The organism is Baaleninema simplex PCC 7105 (genome assembly GCF_000332355.1).
GTDB lineage: Bacteria > Cyanobacteriota > Cyanobacteriia > Cyanobacteriales > Geitlerinemataceae > Baaleninema > Baaleninema simplex.
The window spans coordinates 2,407,233-2,430,689 of the sequence record NZ_KB235958.1; the positions used below are offsets into that span (position 1 = coordinate 2,407,233).

Consider the following 23,457-nt stretch of genomic DNA (forward strand, 5'->3'; position numbering starts at 1 on the left):
TGGGGTGGTCTCTCTCATGGGGACACTCTCCACCTTAAATCCTTGTCAGTCAAGGGTTTTGCTTTTATTTTACCTTTTTTACCGTTTAAGTCCCGCTAAGCAGAAATCAATGAAAACAAAAATTAAATAATTGAAACTTATCTAGTACCGAATTTCAACCCCCAGTCGCCGCGATTTCCTCAAATCGAGAACCCCCTCAACCCTCCCCCTTTCCTCACACAGAATCCGAATCTCAACGCTGAGCGGAGTCGAAGCGTTGAGTCTGAGCGGAGTCGAGGACTCAAATCCTGATTTTACCCAACCGGACAAGCCCCTCTATACCCCCAACCCCCCTTTGAAAGGGGGGCGAAGGGGGGATAGGGGGCTAAGGGGGGATGTGGTGAAGACTTCTTGAAACCTAGCTTATCCGAAACCGATGGAGTATAAGGAGACCGCCAACAATAAAAAACCCCGCTCTCAGAATATAGAGAACGGGGTCGCCTTGAGATGCTATACCCGTGGCAACAGTTGAAAACTCCTAGGCTTTCGCCAATTCCTTCGTTTCCGCCGCTTCGGGATTGGCCAACGGCGTATCCGCTTCGGACGGCGGCACCACCTGCCAGAACTGCGGCAGATATACCGACCAATTATCGAGAATCTGCTGAGCTTTAGCACTACCCCGGTCGGCGTGGGCGCGAATCAGGGATTTTAACTGTTCCTCGCCCGCAGACGTGCAAACCCGCTGAATTGTCACGATTTCCGGGTTCACTTTTGCCGGGAAGCTATTGTCTTCGTCGAGGAAATAGGCCAAACCGCCCGTCATCCCCGCACCGACGTTGCGTCCCACCGGTCCCAACACGACGACAGTTCCACCGGTCATGTACTCGCAGCAGTGGTCTCCCGCCCCTTCGACGATCGCCTGACCTTTAGAGTTGCGGACGGCAAACCGCTCTCCAGCGCGACCTTGGGCGAAGAGGATGCCTCCAGTTGCACCGTAGAGACAGGTGTTGCCCAAAATGGCGTTTTCCGACGGGTCGAAGTCCGTACTGGCTGGGGGTTTGATGCAGATTTCGCCGCCGTTGATGCCTTTGCCGACGTAGTCGTTGGCTTCTCCTTCGAGGGTAATCGACATTCCCGAGAGGGTGAACGCGCCGAAGCTTTGACCGGCACTGCCTTTAAAAGTCAAGTCGAGCTGTCCTTCAAAGCCGGTGTTGCCGTATTTTTCGGCGATCGCACCAGAAATCCGCGCCCCGACGCAGCGATCGGTATTGACCAACTTCACTGTTTTGGCGACGCTGCCTTGGTTGTTGATGGCGTTGGCAATCTCGGCGTCGGCTAACAACTCGTCGTCGAGAACCGCCCCGTTGCTGTGAACCGGTTGCGGCGTCACCCAATCGCGATTTTCCGATTGGGGCAACTCCAGCAGACAACGCAAGTCGATCGCCTGTGGTTTGGTCAGTTTCACGTTCTCGCGGGCTTTCAGCAGGTTGGAACGTCCGATGAGTTCGTTGAGGGAGCGATACCCCAATCGCGCCAGGAGCGATCGCACTTCTTCAGCCACGAAGACGAAGAAATTAACCACGTGTTCGGGCATTCCGGGGAACCGCTTCCGCAATTTCTCTTGTTGCGTCGTCACGCCCACCGGACAACGGTTCATGTGGCAAACCCGCGCCATAATGCAGCCTTCGGCAATCATGGCCACGGTTCCGAACCCGAATTCCTGAGCGCCCATCAACGCCGCCATCACGACATCCCATCCGGTGTGCATTCCGCCGTCCACCCGCAGCGTCACGCGCTCCCGAAGGCGGTTTTCCATCAGGACTCGGTGAACTTCCGTCAACCCCAGTTCCCAGGGACTTCCGGCGTGTTTGATCGAACTCAGAGGAGACGCCCCAGTTCCGCCGTCGTGACCGGAAATTTGAATCACGTCGGCGTTGGCTTTGGCCACCCCAGCGGCGATGGTTCCAATTCCCACCGAGGACACCAATTTCACAGAAACTCCCGCCTTCGGGTTGATCTGGTGCAAATCGAAAATCAACTGCGCCAAGTCTTCGATCGAATAAATATCGTGGTGGGGCGGCGGCGAAATCAAGGTCACGCCCGGTTTAGACCGCCGCAACATGGCGATGTACTCGCTGACTTTCCGGCCAGGCAACTGTCCGCCTTCGCCAGGTTTCGCCCCTTGTGCCACTTTAATTTCGATCTGTTTGGCGTTCATCAAGTACTCCGGCGTCACGCCGAAGCGTCCCGATGCCACCTGTTTGATGTAAGAAGACGCCGTATCGCCGTTTTTCAACCCCTTCAGGTGGGGCAACAGTGTCGAGAAGCCGTTTTCGTCCACGTCGTCGAGGACTTTGAAGCGAATCGGGTCTTCGCCCCCTTCTCCGGAGTTGGATTTCCCGCCGATGCGGTTCATGGCGATCGCCAGCGTCTCGTGAGCTTCCGGCGATAGCGCCCCCAGAGACATTCCCCCGGTGCAGAACCGTTTGAGAATCTCTTCTGTAGATTCGACCTCTTCGAGAGGAATCGGAGCGCGATCGCTGTTGAAGTCCAACAGATCTCGCAACGCCGCCACAGGACGGTTTTCAAGCTGTTTGCGATAGACCTCGTAATGGTCGTACTGCCCGTCTCGAACGGCTTTGTGCAACAGCTTCGTCATGTCGGGGTTGTTACCGTGATATTCGCCCCCTTTGCGGTGTTGGACGAAGCCGTAATGTTCCAGTTTTTCCACGTGGGGAAACGCCCGTTTGTGGAATTCCAGAGTTTCGCGACCCAAATCGGCCACCGTCAAACCGCCGATGCGGGAGGTGGTGCCTTTCATCCCCAAATCGATTAACTCGCCGCCGATACCGATGGCCTCGAAAATTTGCGCCCCTTGGTAACTCGACAGCAGCGAAATCCCCATTTTGGAGAGGATTTTCAGCAAACCGGCTTCGGCCGCTTTGCGATAGTTCTTCAGGGAATCGTCGAGGCTGAGGTTGGGGAGTTTCCCGGTTTTGATGAGAGATTGAGTGCGATCGTCGTGCCACCACTGACGCAGGGTTTCCCAAGTCAGATACGGACAAACGCCGCTGGCACCGTAGCCCACCAAACACGCGTAGTGGTGGGTACTCCAGCACTGGGCGGTATCGACGACCAGGGAGGCTTTCATCCGCAGTCCGCGATCGATGAGGTGGTGGTGAACGGCGCCGACGGCTAGCATTGGCGGGATGTAGGTATGGGTTTCGTCCACTTTGGCGGGGTTGCCGCTGTCGTCGATGCGATCGCTGAGAATTAGGACTTCCGCCCCGGCTTCCACCGCCGCTGTCGCTTTCGCACAGAGGGCTTCGACAGCACCTTTGAGTTTGTCGCCGCCCCCGTTAATCTCGAACAACGTCGATAACGTGGCGGTTTGGAGAACGCTGTTACGAATTCCGGCCAGTTGGTCGTCGCTTAACAGAGGACTCTCGATTTTCAGCAGGCGATCGACCCCAGGAGAGCGATCGAGCAAGTTGCCCCGGCGTCCTAACAACATCGTCAAGGACATGACCAGCCCTTCCCGCAGCGGGTCGATGGCGGGATTGGTGACTTGCGCGAACCGCTGTTTGAAGTAGTCGTACAGCAGGCGCGGTTTGTCCGACAGCACCGCTAAGGGGATGTCGTCGCCCATGCAATAGGTAGGTTCTTTGCCGTCAGTGGCCATGGGAACCACTACCATGTCCACATCTTCCTTGGTGTAACCGAAGGTGGTTTGCTGTTGGACGAGGTGGTCTCCTTCAAGCTCAAAAGGAATTCCTTTCCGTTCTCCCATCAGCGGACGGGCAGCCGTCCATTGTCCGTAGGGATGCTGGGCGGCCACTTGCCGTTTGATATCCCAGTTTTTAAGGACTTTGTGGTTTTCGAGATCGACGGCGATGGTTTGTCCGGGTCCCAGACGGCCGTTTTCTACGATCGCGGCCGGGTCGATGTCGATGGTTCCCGCTTCGGAGGACACGATAACCATACCGTCGCGGGTGATGAGGTAGCGAGCCGGGCGCAAACCGTTGCGATCGAGTCCCGCCCCGACGATTTTACCGTCGCTGAACGCCAGCAATGCCGGACCGTCCCAGGCTTCCTGCAAGCCGCTGTAATACTCGTAAAAATCGACGATTTCGGGATAGGCTTCCAAGGCGGGTTGGTTCATGTACGCCTCGGGAACCATCAGCATCAGGGCTTCTAGGGGCGTCCGTCCCGATCGCACCAGCAATTCCAGCACGTTGTCGAGGTTGGCCGAATCGCTGTTACTGGCATCGACGACCGGCAGTAAGGTGTTGATGCGATCGCCCCACACGGGACTCGACAGTTCCGCCTGTCGCGCCTTCATCCAGTTGATGTTCCCCAGCAGGGTGTTAATTTCGCCGTTGTGACCCAGCAGGCGCATCGGTTGCGCCAACGGCCATCGCGGCATGGTATTGGTACTGAACCGACGGTGGTACACGGCAAAGGAACTGACCGTATCGGGGTTTTTCAGGTCGAGGTAAAACTCACCCAACACCGCCGCGCGAACCATCGCTTTATAAACGACGGTACGGTTCGAGAACGAACAAATATAGAAGTTGTTGCCCCATTCAATTTCGGCGACGTCGTCGAGAACTTTTCCCACAGACCGACGGGCTAAATACGTCGCGCGTTCGAGTTCGTCTCCTTCGAGGCGGTCGTGGCTGACGATAATCTGTTCGATTTGCGGTTGCAGTTCTCGAGCTTGGGGACCGAGAACGTTGGGGTTGACGGGGACGACGCGCCAGCCTAAGACGTTAAACCCTTCCTCGGAAAAGACGCGGTTTACCGTATCCTTGGCGTATTTGGCAGTTTCCTCCTCTTGGGGGAGAAACACCATCCCCACGGCCATACGCTCGCGCACGGGTGTAGCGATTTCCCGTTCGTCGAGCCATTGTTCGACGAGTTTCCACGGCACGGCCATGAGAATTCCCGAACCGTCGCCGGAGTCGTAATCTGCACTGCACCCGCCTCGGTGTTCGAGACAGGAGAGGGCGCTGACGGCTTTAGCCACGATGTCGTGATTGGCTTGCGCGTCCACAGCTGCGATAAAGCCGACGCCGCAGGCATCCCGTTCTTCGACGAGCCAGCGTTGTCCGTCTCGCGCGTCTGTGGCCGAACCCCCGACATCGCGGTGAGTTGCGGCTAGATCGGTTAAGTTGGGAGAAAAAGCCTGTTCGTTCGTGTGCTGGTAGCGATCGCGATTTACGCCCATTCGATCCATATTGATTCCTCGTTCGTTGTGTAACTCTGGCACATCTCGTTGGGTGAGCAAGGCAGTTCGCTCGTTCCGTTACTGCCCTCAGCGTCAGGTAGGGTCTGCGCGGGTGGCCGATACTCGCGACTCGACGAATCGCGCGCAAACGAAACCTTCGTCATGGGGAAGTCGCGCGATATCTAGCCGCATCAGCGTCGGTCTTCGGGCAAAGGGGCCGGTTAAGAGCGATCGGGGTGTCGAGAAGTCGGCGAGCCTACGCCGGAGCGTCGCGACTGCTTTTCGGAGCTAACGCTACCGCATCGAGAAAATGAATGCGATATTTTTGGCTAGAAAACAATCTAGGACTGGACGCGGTTGGTTATAATACAGTCTGTCTAGCCCTGACGACAGCCGCTCCTGACCACTAAATCAAGTGTAGAGCATAAATCTTAATCGAAAGTAGCCCGTTCTGGCAACGCGGGTAATGGTTTGATGACGAACGATCGCGTTCGGGCAACGGGTCGGGTTGGGATGGACGGCGATCGTCTTCACTTCGCACGCCCCAACTTTCCGAGAAACGAGATCTCTCGGACAGATCGGTTGTCGCATCCCCCTCAATTCTTCCTAAATCGTTAAATACACAGCAAACCCATTGAAGGATCTGGTAGTCTGGCATCGCTTACTTGTACCGGAGTGCAGAACGAGGAGTTCGAGATGTACGAAAAGATTACCCCCCCGAGCGTCGGTGAAAAAGTCACGTTCAAAGACGGCGAACCTATCGTTCCCGACAATCCGATCGTGCCGTTTATTCGCGGCGACGGAACGGGGGTCGATATCTGGCCGGCGACGCAAAAGGTCATCGATGCGGCTGTCGAGACGGCTTACGGCGGAAAACGGAAAATTAGCTGGTTCAAAATTTACGCCGGAGACGAAGCCTGCGAGCAGTACGGACAGTTTCAATATCTACCTCAAGATACTCTCAACGCTATTACGGAATACGGCATCGCGATCAAAGGTCCGTTAACCACTCCCGTCGGCGGTGGCATTCGATCGCTCAACGTCGCTCTGCGGCAAATCAACGACCTTTACGCCTGCGTGCGTCCCTGTAAGTACTACGCTGGAACCCCCTCACCTCACAAAAGCCCGGACAAACTCGACGTCATCGTCTACCGGGAAAACACTGAAGACATTTATTTGGGGATTGAATGGGCGCAAGGAAGCGATATCGCTGAAAAACTCATTCAACATCTCAACGACGATTTGATTCCCGCCACGCCCGAACACGGTAAAAAACAAATTCGCCTCGACTCGGGAATCGGCATCAAACCTGTTAGTAAAACGGGATCGCAACGGCTCGTCCGCCGCGCCATCAAACACGCCTTGCGCCTGCCCAAAGAGAAGCAAATGGTGACGCTGGTGCATAAGGGCAACATCATGAAGTATACCGAGGGGGCGTTCCGCTCCTGGGGTTACGAACTGGCGACGACGGAATTTCGCGACGAGTGCGTGACGGAACGGGAATCGTGGATTCTCAGCAACAAAGAAGCCAATCCCGACATCACCGCCGAAGAAAACGCACGCAAAATCGATCCGGGTTACGCTTCTTTGACACCGGACAAGCAAGCCGAAATTCGTCAAGAAGTCGAGGATGTTCTCGCGACGATTTGGGAAACTCACGGTAATGGAAAATGGAAAGAGAAAGTGATGGTCAACGATCGCATCGCCGACAGCATTTTCCAACAAATTCAAACTCGTCCGGCTGAGTATTCGATTTTAGCGACGATGAACCTCAACGGCGACTATCTCTCGGATGCGGCTGCGGCGATCGTGGGCGGTTTGGGCATGGCTCCCGGAGCGAATATCGGCGATAACTGTGCCATTTTCGAGGCGACTCACGGCACGGCTCCCAAACACGCGGGACTCGATCGCATCAATCCCGGTTCGTTGATTTTATCGGCGGTCATCATGTTGGAATATATGGGATGGAACGAAGCGGCAGCCCTGATTGAAAAGGGTATTGGTACGGCGATTTCTAACGGGGAAGTTACCTATGATTTGGCTCGGTTGATAGACCCACCGGTCGAACCTTTAAAGTGTTCGGGGTTTGCCGACGCGATCGTTTCTCACTTTGAGGATTGAGGGAAATCCATCGTTTTAGAACGACCATAACTCCAAAAAAACAGGTCAGTTAAAGCAAATGAGAACTCTGGTTTTTTCGACGAGCTGGAGTTCTCGTTTTTGGGACTTAGTTCGTTCTCGAAATCACATACCGAAGAGGGTTTGAGAATCGATCTCCAAACAAAAACACCTGAAAACAACAGAAAAATCGTATATTCTCTTGCGCTGAATCTTAAAATATAGTAAATTACAATATCGAGCGAATTGCTCACTTTGAAAAAGTTGTTGTTGTAAATCGTTAAATATTTAGATCGTGGAAATAAAAGAAATCTTATCCGAACTGCAAACGCCGAGCGACGAGCTGCCCCGTCACGCCATCGAACGAGCGATCGAAGAACGGGAAGCCATTATACCCGAATTGCTCTCCGCCCTCGAATATACAAAAAACAACCTAAAAGAAGTATACGAAGGCGAAGAAGAGTCGTATTTACCAATGCACGCCCTCTATTTGCTGGCGAAATTTCGGGAAAAACAAGCTTATCCCCTCATCGTGGATTTGTTCGACCAGACCGGCGAAACGCAAGTGATGGCAGAAGAGGTCACGGGAGATATCATCACTGAAGATTTGTGTCGGGTTTTTGCCTCAGTTTACAATGGCGATCTTTCGCGACTTCAACAACTCATTGAAAATAGAGAAGTGAGTGTCTGGACTCGGGGAGCGGCCATCGATGCTTTGGTGATTTTGGTCGCTCGGGATCTCCTCGAACGGGAACAAGTCGTTCGATATTTTAAAGAGTTGCTTTCGGGAAAACTGAAAGGCGAACCGAACGAGTCAGATCTCTGGTCGATGTTAGTCAAAGCCTGTATGAATTTGTGCGGAGACGAACTCAAACCCGAAATCGATCGCGTTTCTGAAGTGGTATGGGTTGATGAAATTTCGGTTCCTCCAGAAGCGTTGGAAGCTGCGTTTCAACTTAGTCCAGAAGAAGCTTTGACTCGACTTCGCGAAAGCTCGGATTATACGTTAATTGACGACCCGATCGCCGATCTGGAAAAATCGATACTTTTTATGAATCCGCAGGTGTTTTTACAACACAGCCCGTTTGCAACCGCCCAGCAAGCTCGGGTGATGGAAGCGATGCAAGTGCAAGAGGAACTGCAAACGACATCTGCTTCATCTTCGGGGGGGGACGATCGAAAACTCTCTGCGAATTCTCCTAAAAAAGTTAAGCAAAAGCAGCAAAAACAGGCTCGTAAGACGAATCGATCGAAATCGAAGAAGAAGAAGAAGAAGAAGAAAAAGTAAGCATTTCGGACAAGAAATTCGTCGTACGAACGCTGGCGGAGTTCTTGTCATCAACGATAGAAAAACGCGCTGTCCTTCTTTTCTATCAGTTCACAATTTTCGCTCGGACAGTTTTTTACCAAACTTCGGATACAAACCATGCAATTACACGAAATTTTAAACGAACTCCGTACCTATCGCGGTACGTTCCCTCGCTACGCTGTCAAACAGGCGATCGAAGAGCGGGAAGCCATTACCCCCGCCTTGTTAGAAGCTCTTGAATATGGAGCAAACAACATCGAAGAGTTGTGCGAGGATACCACCGCGTATTTACACATTTACGCTTTATACTTGCTCGCGCAATTTCGAGAAAAGAAAGCCTATCCCGTTATCGTCGATTTTTTCTACCAAACCGGCGACAAACAGGAGATGCCAGAGCAAGCCACGGGAGATATTATCACAGAAGACCTATGCAGAATCCTCGCTTCTGTGTGTTACGGCGATATTACACTCATTCAACAACTCATTGAAAATCCAGAAATTAATGAATGGACGAGATCGGCAGCCCTAGATGCTCTCGTGGTTTTAGTCGTTGAAGACGTACTTCCGAGAGAAGAGGTCATTCGATATCTGGAAGAACTGTTTTCTGGAAAGCTCGATAAAGAACCGGATGACTCTAAGATTTGGACTTATCTCGCCAGGACGAGCTATTATTTGTGCGCGATCGAACTCAAGCCTTACATCGAACAAGCTTATAAAGACGATCGAGTCGAAACATTTTTTATTAGTTTAAAAAATATCAATCGGGCGTTTGAAGAAGGTGTAGAGGCAACAATGGCACGGCTTCACAAGAGGGGGGTTTATACTTTTATCAACGATACAATCGCGGAAATGGAAAGCTGGGCGTGTTTTAAGAAAACTCAAAAACGCTCGCTTCTCACCCCTCCTAAATTCGATAAAACGGTGCAACCTAAAGCTTCGGGATTTGCCGGGGGGCAGTCTTCGGGTTCGTCTAAGTCGAGTCGCAAGAATCGTTCAAAAAAGAAGAAAAAGAAGAAATAACGTTTCAGTGTGGGACAAGATCCTCGGCATCTCCAAGATGCCGGGGATCTGGCGATCGATACACCCTACGGCACATCGATCGCTACTGGCGGCGTTTGAGAACCCGCAGAAGTTCGATCGTCGTGTCAGGAAGGGGGGCGATCGCGGCGATCGCTTCCCCAGATACCGGATGTTCTAACGTGAGCTTCCAAGCGTGTAGGGCTTGTCCCGGTAAGTTGACCCCCACAGATCGCCCGGAACCGTAGACTGGATCGCCCACGATCGGATGTCCGATGGAGGCGCTGTGAACGCGAATTTGGTGGGTGCGGCCGGTTTCGAGACAAAAATGAAGTAACGCATAGTTTCCGAGCCGTTCTCGGACTTGCCAGTGGGTCACAGCCGCCCGTCCGCCTCGGTCTTCAGGGACGACGGCCATTTTTTTTCGATCGACCGGATGGCGTCCGATGGGACGGTCGATCGTACCGCTGTCGGCGTCCGGGGAACCGTAGACGACGCCGAGATATTCCCGACGAGCCGTTTTGGCCTTGATTTGAGCTTGTAAGTGCTGGTGGGCGACGTCTGTTTTCGCCACGACGATCGCTCCCGTGGTGTCCTTGTCGAGACGATGAACGATACCGGGACGTTGGACGCCGCCGATTCCCGCGAGGCGATCGCAATGAGCTAAAAGGGCGTTAACGAGAGTATCTTGGCTATGTCCGGGGGCAGGATGTACCACTAATCCGGCCGGTTTGTTTACAATGAGGAGGTGGTCGTCTTCGTAGAGAATATCGAGGGGAATTTCCATCGGCTCGAGTTCGAGCGGTTCGGCAGGTGGAATTTCAACCTGAAGGCGATCGCCCGCGTAGACTTTCAATTTTTTCGAGGTACAGATTTCGTCGTTGACGCGCACGCACTCCCGTTCGATGAGTTGCTGCACGCGCGATCGCGACAGTTCGCTGAGGCGATCGGCCAAAAAGCGATCGAGACGCGATCCGTTGGTCGTTACATTTAGGGCGATCTCAGTCATCTCAGGATCGATAACAGTGTGGAATATTCCCGATTTCGTTCGATGAATTCTGCTTATCTCTTCTTTTTCCCGATCGCAGTGGCAGATTTATCTTCTATAATCGCTATTCGACAGCAAAAACAGCCGTCGCTCGGCACTCAATTGTACCCTATCGGACTGTCTGAGTTTTAAGATTTTTACAATCTAACGACTCTCGAACGCCAGCAAACCATCGCGCATTCAAAAATGGGAGCCTAACATGAACGACACTATGGTTTTAGGGTTGTTAGCGGGAACGATGACGACAATTGCCTATCTCCCGCAGTTGATTAAAACCTGGAAATCTAAGTCTGCCGACGATATTTCTTGGAGTATGCTGGTGACGTTGTGTCTCGGCATTTTACTCTGGCTGGTTTATGGGACATCCGTGCAGGATTTACCCGTGATTTTTGCGAACTTGGTTACGTTGATGCTATCTTCGGCGATTTTAGGGCTGAAGATTCATTACCGCGTTCGGCGAGCCTCGGTCGATTCTTAGGGCGAGCGAGTTTTTTGGACGGGCGATTTCGACAGCCCCCTTTTAGGGCTGAGAGCGTTTCGGGAAAGCTCCAAGATTTGCTAAAAACAAGGTTAGAAAATCGCTTTCTGCGAGGCGCTTTGCGTTCGCGAAGAAGTTCGTTCGGCCATTTTGGTAAACATAGAGGTTATGGGTGAGGTGGAGTTCGCCGTCGCTCGAGCCAACAGTCGCGCGATCGCCGAACAGTTTTAGACTTGGCTCGAACTCAGTCAAGAGAGAGGTTGGAAATCGAGAACGATGCGCGATCGTGTCTCTTCACAATTGGCGATCGCACTTCAACTCGATTTACGATTTACTCCTCAGACAAATGCGTAAATGAGGTTTGTTTTTAATATCGAATAAATTACTGGCTTGTACGAGCTGGCTGAGTTTTTTATACCCGTAATTGCGCGGATCGAACGAGGGCGAAAGTTTTGTAAGCTGAGAACCCACCGCTCCCAAACCTACCCAGTCGTCGTCGCCGCTGGCGGCCTCGTAAGCATCGATTAAAAGCTGGTGATAGCTCGATTTCGATGCGTAATTTTTCGAGGATGCTTCCACATCTTTTTCAGTTTCAGGATGCGCCTCGAGGATTTCAGTGTAAATGAATTTATTGCAAGCTTTGACAAAGGGAGAAGGGGTTTTCTGTTCGCCAAAGCCGTAAACCACGAGTCCAGATTCGCGAATGCGACACGCCAACCGCGTAAAGTCACTGTCGCTCGAAACGATACAAAAGCCATCGAAATTCTCGGTATATAGTAAATCCATAGCGTCGATAATTAAGGCGCTGTCGGTGGCATTTTTTCCGGTGGTATACGAAAATTGTTGGATGGGTTGAATGGCATGACTGAGAAGTTGCGATTTCCACGAGTTGAGTCGCGTACTCGTCCAATCTCCATAGATCCGTTTGACGTTAGCCGTTCCATATTTGGCAATTTCTTTTAATAAGGCGTCGAGAAGCTTTGCATTGGCGTTATCTGCATCGATTAAGACGGCGAGGCGACCGGTGTGAAGCTGTTCGTGAGAATTCATCGAAACACGCTAAGGGTATGGTGGGATAGATGGGGAAACGAGTGTCGATGACGGACATCGATCGCTCGGTCTCCACCGTTCTTCAACGACATTCGATCGATTACATTTTAATTTCAACTGCGACACCATAGCGGGAACCGTTTGACAAAACGGAAACTTCGACGAAGCCAATGGATTCGACCTCGGCCTCGACTTTGCAACAGAAGCCGAAGCTCCGAACAGGTCGATCGCGTTTCCCCAAGAGCCTTACACTATATAGACACCGAACGATTTCAAAAGCCTCTCGACATGGATACTCGCGACCTCAACGAATCCCAACCTTCAGACGCTAAACCGATGCCTCCGCGCATCACCCTACTGACGATGTTTCGCCTCGGACTCTATCAAATGGGGCTGGGGATGATGTCACTGCTGACGCTGGGCGTGATCAACCGGATCGCCATCGACGAGCTGAGAGTTCCCGCCCTGATCGCCACTGGAGCGATCGCCATGGAACGGTTCGTCTCTCCGGCGCGAGTTCTGTTCGGTCAGATGTCCGACGCCAAACCGCTGTTTGGAAAACACCGTTCCGGTTACGTTTGGATCGGCGCGATCTTGTTTACCCTCACATCGTTTGTGGCGTTGCAGGTGTTGTGGCAACTGGGTAACAGCTTGCAGACGGCGGGTTTGAGCGCTCCCACCTATGGCTGGGCGATCGCACTGGCGGCGGTGTTCGCGTTTTACGGACTCTCGCTCAGTGCCAGTTCGACGCCCTTCGCCGCCATGTTGGTGGACATTTCCGACGAAGACAACCGCTCGAAACTCATTAGCGTGGTGTGGTCGATGTTGATGGTGGGAATCGTCGTCGGGGCGATTATCAGTTCCACGCTACTCGATCGACCGGAAATCTGCGGGGCGGAGATCCTCTCCTACTCCCCCGGACAAACGGAACAGATGGCGAATATCGCCACCCTCAGCCGCACCATCAACCCGGTGTTTGTCATCGTACCGGCGATCGTTTTGGGACTCTGTTTGCTGGCGACGGTGGGGGTCGAAAAGAAATATTCCCGCTACGCCCTGCGATCGCGAGCTGCGAACCACGAAGATAAAATTACCCCCGCAAGTGCCTTTCGCGTCCTGACCGCCAGCCCTCAAACCGGCGTGTTTTTCTCGTTTTTGCTGGTGTTGACCGTTAGCTTGTTCGCCCAAGACGCGGTCATGGAACCTTACGGCGGTGAAGTCTTCGGAATGTGCATTTCCGAAACCACAAAGCTCAACATTCCCTTCGGCGTGGGAACTCTCATCGGAATCGGCGTCACGGGATTCGCCATCGTCCCTCGCTTGGGGAAAGAACGCACCACGAAGTACGGTTGTCTCGGTGCGGCGGTATGTTTGGGGTTGGTGATTTTGGCGGGAGTCGTGACGAATCCCGGTTTGTTGAAAGCTGGAATCGGACTGTTCGGCTTGTTCTCCGGCGTTTTGACGGCCGGTGCTACCAGTTTGATGTTGGATTTGACGGTGGCGGAAACGGCGGGAACCTTCATCGGCGCTTGGGGATTGGCGCAAGCGATGGCGCGAGGCTTGTCTACCGTCATCGGCGGTGCAATTTTGAACCTGGGTAAAGTGGTATTCGACGAGCCGATGTTGGCTTACGGTTCGGTGTTCGTGTTGCAAGCGGTGGGAATGGTTTGTGCGATCGCGCTCTTGCGCCGCGTCAATATTAAGGAGTTCCAGTCGAACGCGAAACAGGCGATTACGACTGTGATGGAAGGCGATCTCGATTAGGGGCGAACGGGAAAGGAACGAAGACGGGACGACTGGGTTTCTGTATGGCATATCGGACGATCGCTGCCTTGAAGATATACCCGATCGGCGACGAGTTCACCCCTGCCCTTTTTCGTAGAATTCAAATCGCTCGCGAAACTGCTCGATCGATAAGTCTCGCGTCCAATATTCCACCAAGGCGTGACCGAACGACCAAGCGTTGCGATCGGGCGGTTCCGGGTTGTCTAACAACACCGGCCACAAGGACAACAAATCGAAGTTGCGGATGTGGGAATCTCCCGAACTCAACAGCGAAAACAAGTCGTAAGCCATCTGAAGTTTCCCGATGACGATGGGTAATTGTTCCACGGGAATCTGTTCGGCGAGGAGATATGCCAGAGTCGGCTGTCCGGTGGTGAGGGTGGAAATAAACTGAAGAACCGGACTTTTGAGAAATGTGGTGACGCCCTGAGTCGTCGCCATTTGGAAGGTGTAGCGATCGATAATTTTCGCCGCCGCGCGAACCTTCGCCTCGCGATCGCGTAGAAATCGCGCCAGGCGCAACTGTTTCGCCGGTTCGATCGCCTCCATCACGGTAACGGAGAGTTGTTCGGCGTTCCAAGGGGTTCGTCCCGTTGTCTCGTCTCGCGTCACCAGCGGAAGCACTTGTTTACAGAGACTTCCCAACTGTTCGCGGCGGTAGTGCGTCGCCTCGCGAATCGACTTCTCTTTGGGGCGATCGCCCCCTTCCCAATTGTACGGCGGGTTCCACTCGCGAATCGGACGCAGGCGATCGATCTGCGTCACGATGGCGATCGTCGGTAAGTCCTCGATTTCTTTAGCCAAATCCTGCAAAAAGTCCGCATCCATCTGCAACGCCGGATCGAGAGCGGGTGTCACCAACAATACCGCATCCGCCGTCCGCGCGTAATCCAACACCAACTCCCGAAACTCGTTGCGATTGGCTTGTTCGTATCCCGGCGTATCCCACAGCGTCAGGGTTTCGCCCTCCTCGCTTTCCCAAACGTACTGTTTCACTGCGTCGGTACTGGGTAAAACGTCCACTTCCGCCCGTTCCGACTGAAATAAGGTATTGATGAGGCTGCTTTTTCCCGCCCCCGTGCGCCCCACCAGCAGCAAGTTCACGGGTTTTTTCTCCACCCTTTCCGTCGGTTCGGAGCGATCGAGAATTTCCCGCAAGGTTTGGGTTTTCGCCTCCATCTGTTGCGGCTTTTGCGCCTCCAACGCCGGGAGAGACGTACCGCCGTATAACAGAACCGCTTGCTGGGCGAGGTTTCGCAACGCCGCTTCTCGCAACATCTGACTTAAATTGCCTAGGAGTTGTTGCGTGGCGCGATCGCTCGATTTCTGCGTCGTTTGTCGCGCGATCGCCGCCGCCGGATTGAGAACCCACTGCGCCACGTTCCAAATTTTCCAGAGTTTTCGCGCCGAGGGTTCGAGTTTCTGATACATTTCGTATCCCTGATAGGCTTGTCCCACGGTCACCTGTCCGAGAACCGGGGAAAGCTGCTGCATCCAGCGATCGAGGTCGTCCACCGTTCCCCGAATCAACCCGTACGCTTGGGGAACGTAGATACTGAGCAGCGGATATTTGACTTCCGGGTGGTAAGCGTTCGCCACTGCCACCACTACATCTTGACATCGCTGCCAAAACTGCGGCCAGTCTTCCCAAATCGGCGCGTCGTCGCGACAGTCTTCGAGGATGCGTTGCAATGCGGGTTCGACTTTTGCGGCGGCGTCGTCTCCCCCGGTGGCTTCGGTGTCGGCGACGGATTCGAGTTTGGCGTTGACTTCGGCGACGACGGCTTCTACTTCGGCGATCGCGGGTTGCGTCCACTTCACCAACAGCCACCGCCACCCTGCGAACGCGAGAACGACGATTCCCCAAATCCAGTTAATGCCCCAGTTGTGAATCTGGATTCCGGCGGACACGAGTAAAAACACCGCGATACTGGCGATGGGGGTGGATAAAATTGCCCACTGCCACGGTTTCAAACGCACCATCTCGATCGCTCCTCGGTTACGACTGTTGCCATACGGTTGTCCCTCGATCGCTAGTTTAACGTTGTTGACTACTCCCCGCGCTAAAGCGACGGGGATTCCCCGGAGGGAGTTTCAGCACTTCTGATAGGATCGACATGCGGTAGATCCCATAACCTCAGACGCTTAGGCGAAGTCAAGACGCCTCTTGCCGGGGTGCCTTGCATCCCGGTTACGTTTGCTTTTCTGCCGATATTCCAAGAGCCATTTGCATCAGCATTGACTTCGGTTTCATCGGCTGTACGGTATAGACCACGCTTCACACGCTTGCCAGATGGCTTCCATCCTTCGGGTTTTTCACCGAAAACGGGAATCTCATCCAGGTCTAGCGCAGAAGCCTTTGACGTATAGCTTTCCTCCTGTTCGATAAAGATAATGCCGTACTGCTCTGCAAGCTGTTGAATACGCTTTTTGAGCCTTGCAGTAGGCACGGAGACAAACTTTTGATTGGTTTTACGGCCCAGATCAGACCGCTGCTTTTGTCCTTTATTCCAACCAAAGACAATGGTGCCAATCCCATGTTCCAGGCAGTGGTCAATCACGATTCGAGCGGCTTTGTTAACAGCATCCCTCATCTGTCGATTTCGCTTGCCCGTAATGCGGTCTAGCAGGTTGCACCAGAAACCCTGGGGCTTATCTTCCTTGATGCTGGCTACCCGTTTGTTGTACCACTGGTTCAACGATTTCAGATGTTTACCATCAACGATAAAGCTGGTGCCCTCAGTTGTGGTACAAGTCAGCCAGTTATCTAAGCCTGGATCGATGGACAGAGCCTTATTCGGGTCTAAATCAACCAGATCGACGGGACTCCCTTCACAGATCCAGACTGCATCGAAGTAGCCAGCCTTGGGAACGATTTGCAGTTCTCTAACCTTCCCCCAGTCAAGATTGCTCGGGAATGGCAGAAAGATTTCTGGCAGGTTGAACCAGACCTTGCAGGCTGTACCCATAGGAACCCTAACCATGCCTTCCACCAGTTTCAGCCAGCGTTTTGGATAGCTGATCTGAAAAAGCCCTCCAGAGGTTCGATAGTTGGGAGGTTTTGGTTTTTCCGCCAATTCACCTTTACGCCATAGCTTTAGCAGTTCCTTAAAACTCTTAAAAGCCTCTCCCACAGAGATGCAAGTTTGCTGAGCTGCACTGGTATAAAGCGCTTTCATGTGAGGATTGCGCTTCATCTCAGTGGACAGCCAGCGCCCGTTGGAGAATTTGTCCGCCTTAAAGTAAAGCTGTCGAGCTAAGTACAGAGTGCAGTTGTAGAGCTTATTGGACTCTCTGCACAGATACTCCAATGCTGCTGACAACTCTCTGTCTTCAGGTAGCCGATTGACTTGTGCTGCAAAGGTTTTAGCCATAAAACAATTATACTGGAGTTGTAGATAAATGGGTAGCCTTCAACAATGCGAGATGAGTCTATTAATTACCGTCACGGTAATCACTCGGTAGGGCTGGCCCATGTTCACCTAGTCTGGATACCGAAGCGGCGGAAGAAGGTTTTAGTTGGCGATGTCAAGCTCAGACTTGCCGCAATACTCAATGAAGTCGCCCTAGAGAATGGGTGGCTAGTCAAGGCTCTAGAAATAGCCCCCGACCACGTTCACATTCTGGTAGAGCATGGCTCCCAGGTTGCCATTCATCAAATAGCCAGGGCAATGAAAGGTCGTTCTTCCAGGTTGCTCAGACAGGAGTTTCCGCGCCTCTGCAAGCTACCCTCCCTGTGGACTCGCTCGTATTTCTTCGACACTACTGGGAAGGTCAGCACCGCAAAGATCATGGCTTACATCAACGACCCCCACCATTCCTGAAGGCGGCTGAAGCCGCCGTGTCGCTTTTCCTCCCCGCTCTAAAGAGACGGGGCTACCAAGCTACCGTGCTATTTTTCGTGTCTGGAATCGAAGTCGATCGCGCTGTAGGCGATCGACAGCGTTAACGAGGGACTCCCACCATGCAAAATCGAGGATTTCAATGGCAGTTGAGGCGATTTCTCCTGCTGTTCGTCCCGTTTGCCGGGTTGAGTGGCCTCGCATCGATCGCGTTTGCCCGGTTTTACTGGGGTTACTTTTTTCAACCGCCGCCCGTTCCGCTAGAGGCCATGGAAATCGAGGCGATCGAGTCGATTACACCGGTTTCGTCTTTAGAAACGACAAACGACCGGTCGGTGTTTCAAGTCGATCCGGCGATTTTGTGCGATCGCAACTATCAGGAACCTCTCGGAAATTCGGGATATTGCGGTTCCTCGAAATGCAACAGCGAATATTGCGATCCGACGCGGGGACTCGTGGAATTGTTCGATCGCGGGACCCTCACGGCGATCGAGCCGCAAATGTCGTTAGCGCAACTCGCCACGCTGTACGATGCGATCGAAGCTACCCAGTTACTCTCTACCCCCGAATCTGAGGTTTACGAAGACCAAGCTAAGTTACTGCAAGGAATTGTTATCGAAGCGATCGCAAACAACGGCCGAGAATTTATTTTAGTCTCCGCCACGGGCGGACAGTTCAGCAACGATCGCTATCCTTACTATGACGTTTTGTTCGTGAGAAACGACGACAATTCGCTACAGCTCGTCGATAGCAACAAGTTCTTTTACGAAATTGCGGGATTTGAAGGTATTTTAGAATGGCATACGATGTGGTCAGTTTTGTTAGTCGTCGGTTTAGTTTTAAGTATTGTTTTTGTTGGCATTCTCGATTTAGTGGGGCGATCGTCTCAAGCCCGGAGACCTCTAAGTTAAATTTCTGAATTTCAATTATTCTATTTATAGAAAACAGTATCTTTACAAATTTAATGCTAGAACACTGCCAGATCCCCGGCATCTTGGAGATGCCGGGGATCTATCTTTAAGATGACCAGAGTTTCACAAAAAACGTTTTATTTTGCAGAGACTAAATCGCGATCGCTCGGGGCTTTAACGTCGTCTTCCATGTCGCTGGCGTAGACTTCACAAGCATTCCCAGGACTTTCAATCAGTTTGATTTTATACAGTTGCGCGCCCAAATCGCAAACGGGATTTTTTAAAAGCTCGCAAATGTGGAGCGCGAAATTTTCATTTGTCGGCACTACCGTTTCAAAATGGGGAACGTCCAGATTGAGGAACGTATGATCGAACGGTTCGGCGACGCGATCCTCAATCAGTTGCATCAACTGACCCAAATCGACGAGCATTCCCGTGCGACGATCCATTTCACCCTTCACCGTCACTTCGATATGGTAATTGTGTCCGTGTCCGTAGGGATGGGCGCATTTTCCGTAAATCGCGTAATTTTCCTCGTCGCTGGCGTCGGGAATCGCCAAACGGTGCGCGGCGCTAAAGTGAGTTCGCGTCGTCAGATAGGCTTCGTCGCCGTTTCCGAAATAATCCGCCCACAAATCGGGATGCTCGAACAATTGAATTTGCACCAGAGGAAGGTGCGCTGCGAGGCGATTCCAGATGACTCGCGCTACGTTTTCCGTCGTCGGGAGCGTCTCTTGGAACTCTTCCCACACCTCGTTGAGAAAGGAAAAATCCAGTTGGCTGGTCACTTCCCGCTTGATGTCGTGTTTGATATCGGAGAGGTTTAACACCATCCCGTACTCGTCGAGTTGTCCCGCCATAGAGACGTAGAGGACGTAATTATGTCCGTGTCCCGGTGCTTTCGCACAAGCGCCGAACTGCTTGAAATTCTCGGCTTCGCTTAGTTCGGGGAGCCAATATCGGTGGCTGGCTGAGAATTGCGCTCGACGGTTGATGATACAGTCCATGAGATCGCGTGTGAAGTTCTGTAAAGGTTACTCCATTGTATCGCGGTGTTTTTGGAGTCGAGGGGAAGGTGCGATCGCGCGAAGGCTGTCAATACGTCGGTTACGAAGTTTTTACGAGCGCTCGATCTCGGTTTTCACCCAAGCGCGAAAGGCTTTCATCGTCTGATTTCGACCTTCGACTTTACTGCGTTTGAGATACTGTGGAATGATTTCTGCGATCGCCAACATAGGAAAATGAAAACTTTGGTGCGATCGCCGATATTTCCCCTCTTGCAACACGCTAATTTCCAACACCTCACCGTCAAACCGCCAGAGTTCTTTGACACCCAGTTTTTCGTAATTTTCTAAGCGCGTTCGAGAGGTCAGATCGATTTCAACTGCGAGATCGGGAGGCGGATCGACAGTGATATCGAGACGTTTTTTACCGCGAATTTCTGCTTCGTGTTCGATGTAGAAACAGCTATCTGCTTCGATCCCCTGTTTCATGGTTTGACTTTTAAACGTCGTCGAACCTAAGTTTCTAAATTCGAGGTCGAGTTCTTCTAGTAAAATTTCAACAAAATTGCCTATGATGACCTTATCGTCCTCGTGTTCTGGCAACGGAACCATAATTTCTAGAAGTCCCTGACTGTAATTAATCCGCGCACTGCGTTTTTCTCCGAACTCTTCTAAAATTCGTTCGTACATCTGCCAAGTTACATCGGTCATCACGAGTTGTTGACCGGGAGATAACACAATTTGTTTGAGTGAGACTTGCATAGTGCGATCGGATAAATTATGAATATTTTTTCTGAAATTATTCAAGTGATTCATGAGTTTCTTGTTTGACCCAAGCGCGAAAGGCTTTCATCGTCTGATTTCGACCTTCGACTTTACTGCGTTCGAGATACTGCGGAATGATTTCTGCGATCGCCAACATAGGAAAATGAAAACTCTGGTGCGATCGCTGATATTTCCCCTCTTGCAACACGCTAATTTCCAACACCTCACCGTCAAAACGCCAGAGTTCTTTAACACCCAGTTTTTCGTAATTGTCTAAACGCGTTCGAGAGGTCAGATCGATTTCAACTGCGAGATCGGGAGGCGGATCGACAGTGAGATCGAGACGTTTTTTACCGCGAATCGCTGCTTCGTGTTCGATATAAAAACAGTCATCGGGTTCGAGACCCTGCTGCATCACTTTGTTTTTAAAGGTAGTCGATGCCAAACTCCAAAACTCAAGGTTTAGTTCTTCTAGCAAAGCTTTAATTAAATCGCCAATTATGACTTTGCTAACCTCGTGTTCTGGCAACGGAACCATAATTTCTAGAAGTCCCTGACTGTAATTAATCCGCGCACTGCGTTTTTCTCCGAACTCTTCTAAAATTCGTTCGTACATCTGCCAAGTTACATCGGTCATCACGAGTTGTTGACCGGGAGATAACACAATTTGTTTGAGTGAGACTTGCAGAGTTCTCTCAGACATTTTTGATTTCCCTTCTTCTTTTTTATTTATTTGTCGAACGTTAGTTAAGAATTTATCTAGATTGATTGTTGGTCGATATTTGTAACACTGAAAATATAAATTTTGGGGAGCGCAGGAACCATATCAGTCACCGCGCGGGTGCATCTCACTTTTGCACCCGGAACCCCACCCATCCTCCCCTTACTAAGGGGAGGTGCCGAAGGACGTTCGGCGAGCGCGGTTCGGCTGAGCGCTCACCGTCGAAGCCTCAGTCGAGGCGCGGAGGGGTCGTTCTACGAAATTGAGATGCACCCCACCGCGCCCCCAGAGAGATTATCGCGCCAAGGCTTCCTCAACCCACTGTTTTAACGTAGGAACCACATCCGCGATCGCCATGTCTCGAGACTCGTGCGTCGCGCGATCGACCACTTCCACTTTACCCTCAGAAATCGATCGCCCCGTCACCACACGATAGGGAATCCCAATCAAATCGGCGTCTTTAAACTTCACTCCAGCCCGTTCCTTGCGATCGTCGAGTAACGTTTCCACACCCGCCGCATTGAGTTCCGCGTAGAGTTTTTCCGCCGCCTCCATCTGTTCTTTCGTGTTGATATTGGGAACCGTGACGATCGCGTGATAGGGGGCGATCTCCACCGGCCAAATAATGCCATCTTTATCGTAAGACTGTTCGACTGCTGCCTGCGCCAATCGAGACACGCCAATGCCGTAACATCCCATGACTAACGGCTTGTCTTTCCCGTGTTTGTCGGTGTACGTCGCCCCCATCGCCTCGGAATACTTGGTTCCCAATTGGAAAATGTGGCCGACTTCAATACCTCGGGCGGTTTGCAGAACCTGTTCCGAGTTTTTCAACGAGCGATCGCCCGCCATCGACTTATTCAAATCCACTACAGGCGGTAATGTAAATTGGTCGCCCCAATTCGCCCCGACAACGTGAAATCCGGTTTCGTTCGCCCCAGTGACGAAGCTTTGCAAGTTTTCCACCGTCTTGTCCGCCAAGCGCAAGAATTTCGGCGCAACGTCTTTCTGTTTGGCGATGTAGTCGTCAGCTAAATCTGGCGCAATGTATCCCAAAGGTAGCGGGTTCGCCGCCCACTTCTGCTGTGCGTCTGCATCGGGAACCGTCAACGACAAGAGCGCGATCGCGTCGTAATCTCCCGCCCGTCGCGTCAGTTCGTTTTGCAACTTAACCTCGTTGACATCGCGATCGCCGCGAACACTCACCAACACCAACACAGTGGTTCCGTTATCGTACACCGCTTGATAGAGAACGTTCTTCACCACCTGCGTCGGCGAACAGTTCAAGCAATCGCACAAGCTGGCGATGGTGGCGGTGTCGGGGGTTTCCCGTTTTTCGTAAGTTGCAAACGGCGAAGGTTCCGCCTCCGGAGGAAGCGAGACGGCTTTTTCCACGTTCGCCGCGTAACTTCCGTCTTCCGTGTAGAGAACCTCGTCTTCTCCCGCGTCGGCGAGAACCATAAATTCCTGAGAACCGGAACCGCCAATCGCCCCGGAATCGGCTTCGACGGCTTGAAACGCCAACCCACAACGACGCACGATGTTGCGATACGCCGTATCCATGTCTGCGTAGGTTTGTTTGAGGCTCTCTTCGTCCGTGTGGAAAGAGTAGCCGTCTTTCATGATAAATTCCCGACCGCGCATCAACCCGAAGCGGGGGCGAATTTCGTCGCGGAATTTCGTTTGAATTTGATAGAGATGCAGCGGCAGTTGACGGTACGATCGAATACAGTCGCGAGCGATCGCCGTAATCACTTCCTCGTGAGTCGGTCCCAACCCCATTTGTCGCTCTTGGCGATCGGTGAGGGCGAACATAATCCCTTCAGCCTTCGTGTAAGTTTCCCACCGTCCCGACTCTTGCCACAACTCCGACGGTTGCAACTGCGGTAACAGACACTCCTGGGCCCCCGTGGCGTTCATTTCCTCGCGCACGATTTGGGACACCTTCTGCAACACGCGCCACATCAAGGGGAGATAGGCGTACACCCCACTGGCAATCCGACGGATATATCCCGCCCTCAGCAGTAGTTTGTGACTGGGAATTTCTGCCTCTGCGGGGTCTTCGCGCAGAGTGACAAAGAGCATTTGGGACAGTCGCATTGTCTTCGATCGCTTGGTGTACTGGTTGGGTGTTTATTATCGCAGAATCTCAGCCGTTTGTAGCTTCGCGATCGCCACGTCGAGCTGCCATCGAATCCTT

General features: G+C 52.4%; 17 protein-coding genes. 7 read left to right on the forward strand and 10 right to left on the reverse strand.

Annotated features, from left to right (window positions below; all coding sequences use genetic code 11):
- Window positions 1-517: 517 nt before the first annotated feature.
- Both gltB and GEI7105_RS0112675 read right to left on the reverse strand, forming a co-directional pair.
- A complete protein-coding gene (gene gltB, locus GEI7105_RS0112670; RefSeq protein WP_017660830.1) occupies window positions 518-5,218 on the reverse strand; it encodes a glutamate synthase large subunit in 4,701 nt (1,566 codons plus the stop codon).
- A 402-nt stretch (window positions 5,219-5,620) separates the two neighbouring features.
- A complete protein-coding gene (locus GEI7105_RS0112675) occupies window positions 5,621-5,800 on the reverse strand; it encodes a hypothetical protein (protein WP_017660831.1) in 180 nt (59 codons plus the stop codon).
- Between the two features lie 105 nt (window positions 5,801-5,905).
- Here GEI7105_RS0112675 and GEI7105_RS0112680 point away from each other — a divergent pair, with 105 nt between their 5' ends.
- The 3 genes from GEI7105_RS0112680 to GEI7105_RS0112690 all read left to right on the forward strand — a co-directional run bounded on the left by GEI7105_RS0112680 (window position 5,906) and on the right by GEI7105_RS0112690 (window position 9,656).
- Window positions 5,906-7,330, forward strand: coding sequence for an NADP-dependent isocitrate dehydrogenase (locus tag GEI7105_RS0112680; protein WP_017660832.1), 1,425 nt, complete (start codon window positions 5,906-5,908; stop codon window positions 7,328-7,330).
- 292 nt (window positions 7,331-7,622) lie between these two features.
- A complete protein-coding gene (locus GEI7105_RS30300; protein WP_017660833.1) occupies window positions 7,623-8,615 on the forward strand; it encodes a DUF1186 domain-containing protein in 993 nt (330 codons plus the stop codon).
- Between the two features lie 138 nt (window positions 8,616-8,753).
- The gene (locus GEI7105_RS0112690; RefSeq protein ID WP_017660834.1) at window positions 8,754-9,656 is read left to right on the forward strand and encodes a DUF1186 domain-containing protein; all 903 of its coding nucleotides are present in this window, start codon (window positions 8,754-8,756) and stop codon (window positions 9,654-9,656) included.
- Window positions 9,657-9,738: 82 nt separating this feature from the next.
- On the opposite strand, the gene GEI7105_RS0112695 is transcribed toward GEI7105_RS0112690, so the two are convergent.
- The gene (locus GEI7105_RS0112695; RefSeq protein WP_017660835.1) at window positions 9,739-10,662 is read right to left on the reverse strand and encodes an RluA family pseudouridine synthase; all 924 of its coding nucleotides are present in this window, start codon (window positions 10,660-10,662) and stop codon (window positions 9,739-9,741) included.
- 238 nt (window positions 10,663-10,900) lie between these two features.
- Here GEI7105_RS0112695 and GEI7105_RS0112700 point away from each other — a divergent pair, with 238 nt between their 5' ends.
- Window positions 10,901-11,179, forward strand: coding sequence for an SWEET family sugar transporter (locus GEI7105_RS0112700; RefSeq protein WP_017660836.1), 279 nt, complete (start codon window positions 10,901-10,903; stop codon window positions 11,177-11,179).
- A gap of 324 nt (window positions 11,180-11,503) precedes the next feature.
- Here GEI7105_RS0112700 and GEI7105_RS0112710 read toward each other — a convergent pair whose 3' ends face one another.
- Window positions 11,504-12,229 carry an NYN domain-containing protein gene (locus GEI7105_RS0112710; RefSeq protein WP_017660838.1) on the reverse strand — a complete coding sequence of 242 codons (726 nt, stop codon included), beginning with the start codon at window positions 12,227-12,229 and terminating at the stop codon, window positions 11,504-11,506.
- Window positions 12,230-12,517: 288 nt separating this feature from the next.
- Here GEI7105_RS0112710 and GEI7105_RS0112720 point away from each other — a divergent pair, with 288 nt between their 5' ends.
- A complete protein-coding gene (locus GEI7105_RS0112720) occupies window positions 12,518-13,993 on the forward strand; it encodes a BCD family MFS transporter (protein ID WP_017660840.1) in 1,476 nt (491 codons plus the stop codon).
- Window positions 13,994-14,089: 96 nt separating this feature from the next.
- Here GEI7105_RS0112720 and GEI7105_RS0112725 read toward each other — a convergent pair whose 3' ends face one another.
- The gene (locus GEI7105_RS0112725; protein ID WP_017660841.1) at window positions 14,090-15,997 is read right to left on the reverse strand and encodes a GTPase family protein; all 1,908 of its coding nucleotides are present in this window, start codon (window positions 15,995-15,997) and stop codon (window positions 14,090-14,092) included.
- Window positions 15,998-16,077: 80 nt separating this feature from the next.
- Window positions 16,078-17,388 carry an RNA-guided endonuclease InsQ/TnpB family protein gene (locus GEI7105_RS0112730; protein ID WP_026097624.1) on the reverse strand — a complete coding sequence of 437 codons (1,311 nt, stop codon included), beginning with the start codon at window positions 17,386-17,388 and terminating at the stop codon, window positions 16,078-16,080.
- Window positions 17,389-17,433: 45 nt separating this feature from the next.
- Between GEI7105_RS0112730 and tnpA the strand changes: the two genes are divergently transcribed.
- Window positions 17,434-17,838 (forward strand): IS200/IS605 family transposase, encoded by a 405-nt coding sequence (tnpA, locus tag GEI7105_RS0112735; RefSeq protein ID WP_017660843.1) that lies wholly within the window; start codon window positions 17,434-17,436, stop codon window positions 17,836-17,838.
- 140 nt (window positions 17,839-17,978) lie between these two features.
- Window positions 17,979-18,767, forward strand: a complete 789-nt coding sequence (locus GEI7105_RS0112740; RefSeq protein ID WP_017660844.1) for a hypothetical protein — start codon at window positions 17,979-17,981, stop codon at window positions 18,765-18,767.
- 137 nt (window positions 18,768-18,904) lie between these two features.
- On the opposite strand, the gene GEI7105_RS0112745 is transcribed toward GEI7105_RS0112740, so the two are convergent.
- The 4 genes from GEI7105_RS0112745 to GEI7105_RS0112760 all read right to left on the reverse strand — a co-directional run bounded on the left by GEI7105_RS0112745 (window position 18,905) and on the right by GEI7105_RS0112760 (window position 23,357).
- The gene (locus GEI7105_RS0112745; RefSeq protein ID WP_017660845.1) at window positions 18,905-19,774 is read right to left on the reverse strand and encodes a 6-carboxytetrahydropterin synthase; all 870 of its coding nucleotides are present in this window, start codon (window positions 19,772-19,774) and stop codon (window positions 18,905-18,907) included.
- Window positions 19,775-19,885: 111 nt separating this feature from the next.
- Entirely contained in the window at window positions 19,886-20,533 is a 648-nt protein-coding gene (locus GEI7105_RS0112750; protein WP_017660846.1) for a Uma2 family endonuclease, read from the reverse strand.
- A gap of 37 nt (window positions 20,534-20,570) precedes the next feature.
- Window positions 20,571-21,239 (reverse strand): Uma2 family endonuclease, encoded by a 669-nt coding sequence (locus GEI7105_RS0112755; protein ID WP_017660847.1) that lies wholly within the window; start codon window positions 21,237-21,239, stop codon window positions 20,571-20,573.
- Between the two features lie 312 nt (window positions 21,240-21,551).
- Complete coding sequence (locus GEI7105_RS0112760) at window positions 21,552-23,357, reverse strand: proline--tRNA ligase (RefSeq protein ID WP_017660848.1); 1,806 nt, start codon at window positions 23,355-23,357, stop codon at window positions 21,552-21,554.
- Window positions 23,358-23,457 lie beyond the last annotated feature (100 nt).

Coding starts and splice junctions, on each gene's coding strand:
- gltB (WP_017660830.1), bottom strand. CDS start 5,218: ATGGATCGAATGGGCGTAAATCGCGATCGCTACCAGCACACGAACGAA.
- GEI7105_RS0112675 (WP_017660831.1), bottom strand. CDS start 5,800: ATGCGACAACCGATCTGTCCGAGAGATCTCGTTTCTCGGAAAGTTGGG.
- GEI7105_RS0112680 (WP_017660832.1), top strand. CDS start 5,906: ATGTACGAAAAGATTACCCCCCCGAGCGTCGGTGAAAAAGTCACGTTC.
- GEI7105_RS0112690 (WP_017660834.1), top strand. CDS start 8,754: ATGCAATTACACGAAATTTTAAACGAACTCCGTACCTATCGCGGTACG.
- GEI7105_RS0112695 (WP_017660835.1), bottom strand. CDS start 10,662: ATGACTGAGATCGCCCTAAATGTAACGACCAACGGATCGCGTCTCGAT.
- GEI7105_RS0112700 (WP_017660836.1), top strand. CDS start 10,901: ATGAACGACACTATGGTTTTAGGGTTGTTAGCGGGAACGATGACGACA.
- GEI7105_RS0112710 (WP_017660838.1), bottom strand. CDS start 12,229: ATGAATTCTCACGAACAGCTTCACACCGGTCGCCTCGCCGTCTTAATC.
- GEI7105_RS0112720 (WP_017660840.1), top strand. CDS start 12,518: ATGGATACTCGCGACCTCAACGAATCCCAACCTTCAGACGCTAAACCG.
- GEI7105_RS0112725 (WP_017660841.1), bottom strand. CDS start 15,997: ATGGTGCGTTTGAAACCGTGGCAGTGGGCAATTTTATCCACCCCCATC.
- GEI7105_RS0112730 (WP_026097624.1), bottom strand. CDS start 17,388: ATGGCTAAAACCTTTGCAGCACAAGTCAATCGGCTACCTGAAGACAGA.
- tnpA (WP_017660843.1), top strand. CDS start 17,434: ATGCGAGATGAGTCTATTAATTACCGTCACGGTAATCACTCGGTAGGG.
- GEI7105_RS0112740 (WP_017660844.1), top strand. CDS start 17,979: ATGCAAAATCGAGGATTTCAATGGCAGTTGAGGCGATTTCTCCTGCTG.
- GEI7105_RS0112745 (WP_017660845.1), bottom strand. CDS start 19,774: ATGGACTGTATCATCAACCGTCGAGCGCAATTCTCAGCCAGCCACCGA.
- GEI7105_RS0112750 (WP_017660846.1), bottom strand. CDS start 20,533: ATGCAAGTCTCACTCAAACAAATTGTGTTATCTCCCGGTCAACAACTC.
- GEI7105_RS0112755 (WP_017660847.1), bottom strand. CDS start 21,239: ATGTCTGAGAGAACTCTGCAAGTCTCACTCAAACAAATTGTGTTATCT.
- GEI7105_RS0112760 (WP_017660848.1), bottom strand. CDS start 23,357: ATGCGACTGTCCCAAATGCTCTTTGTCACTCTGCGCGAAGACCCCGCA.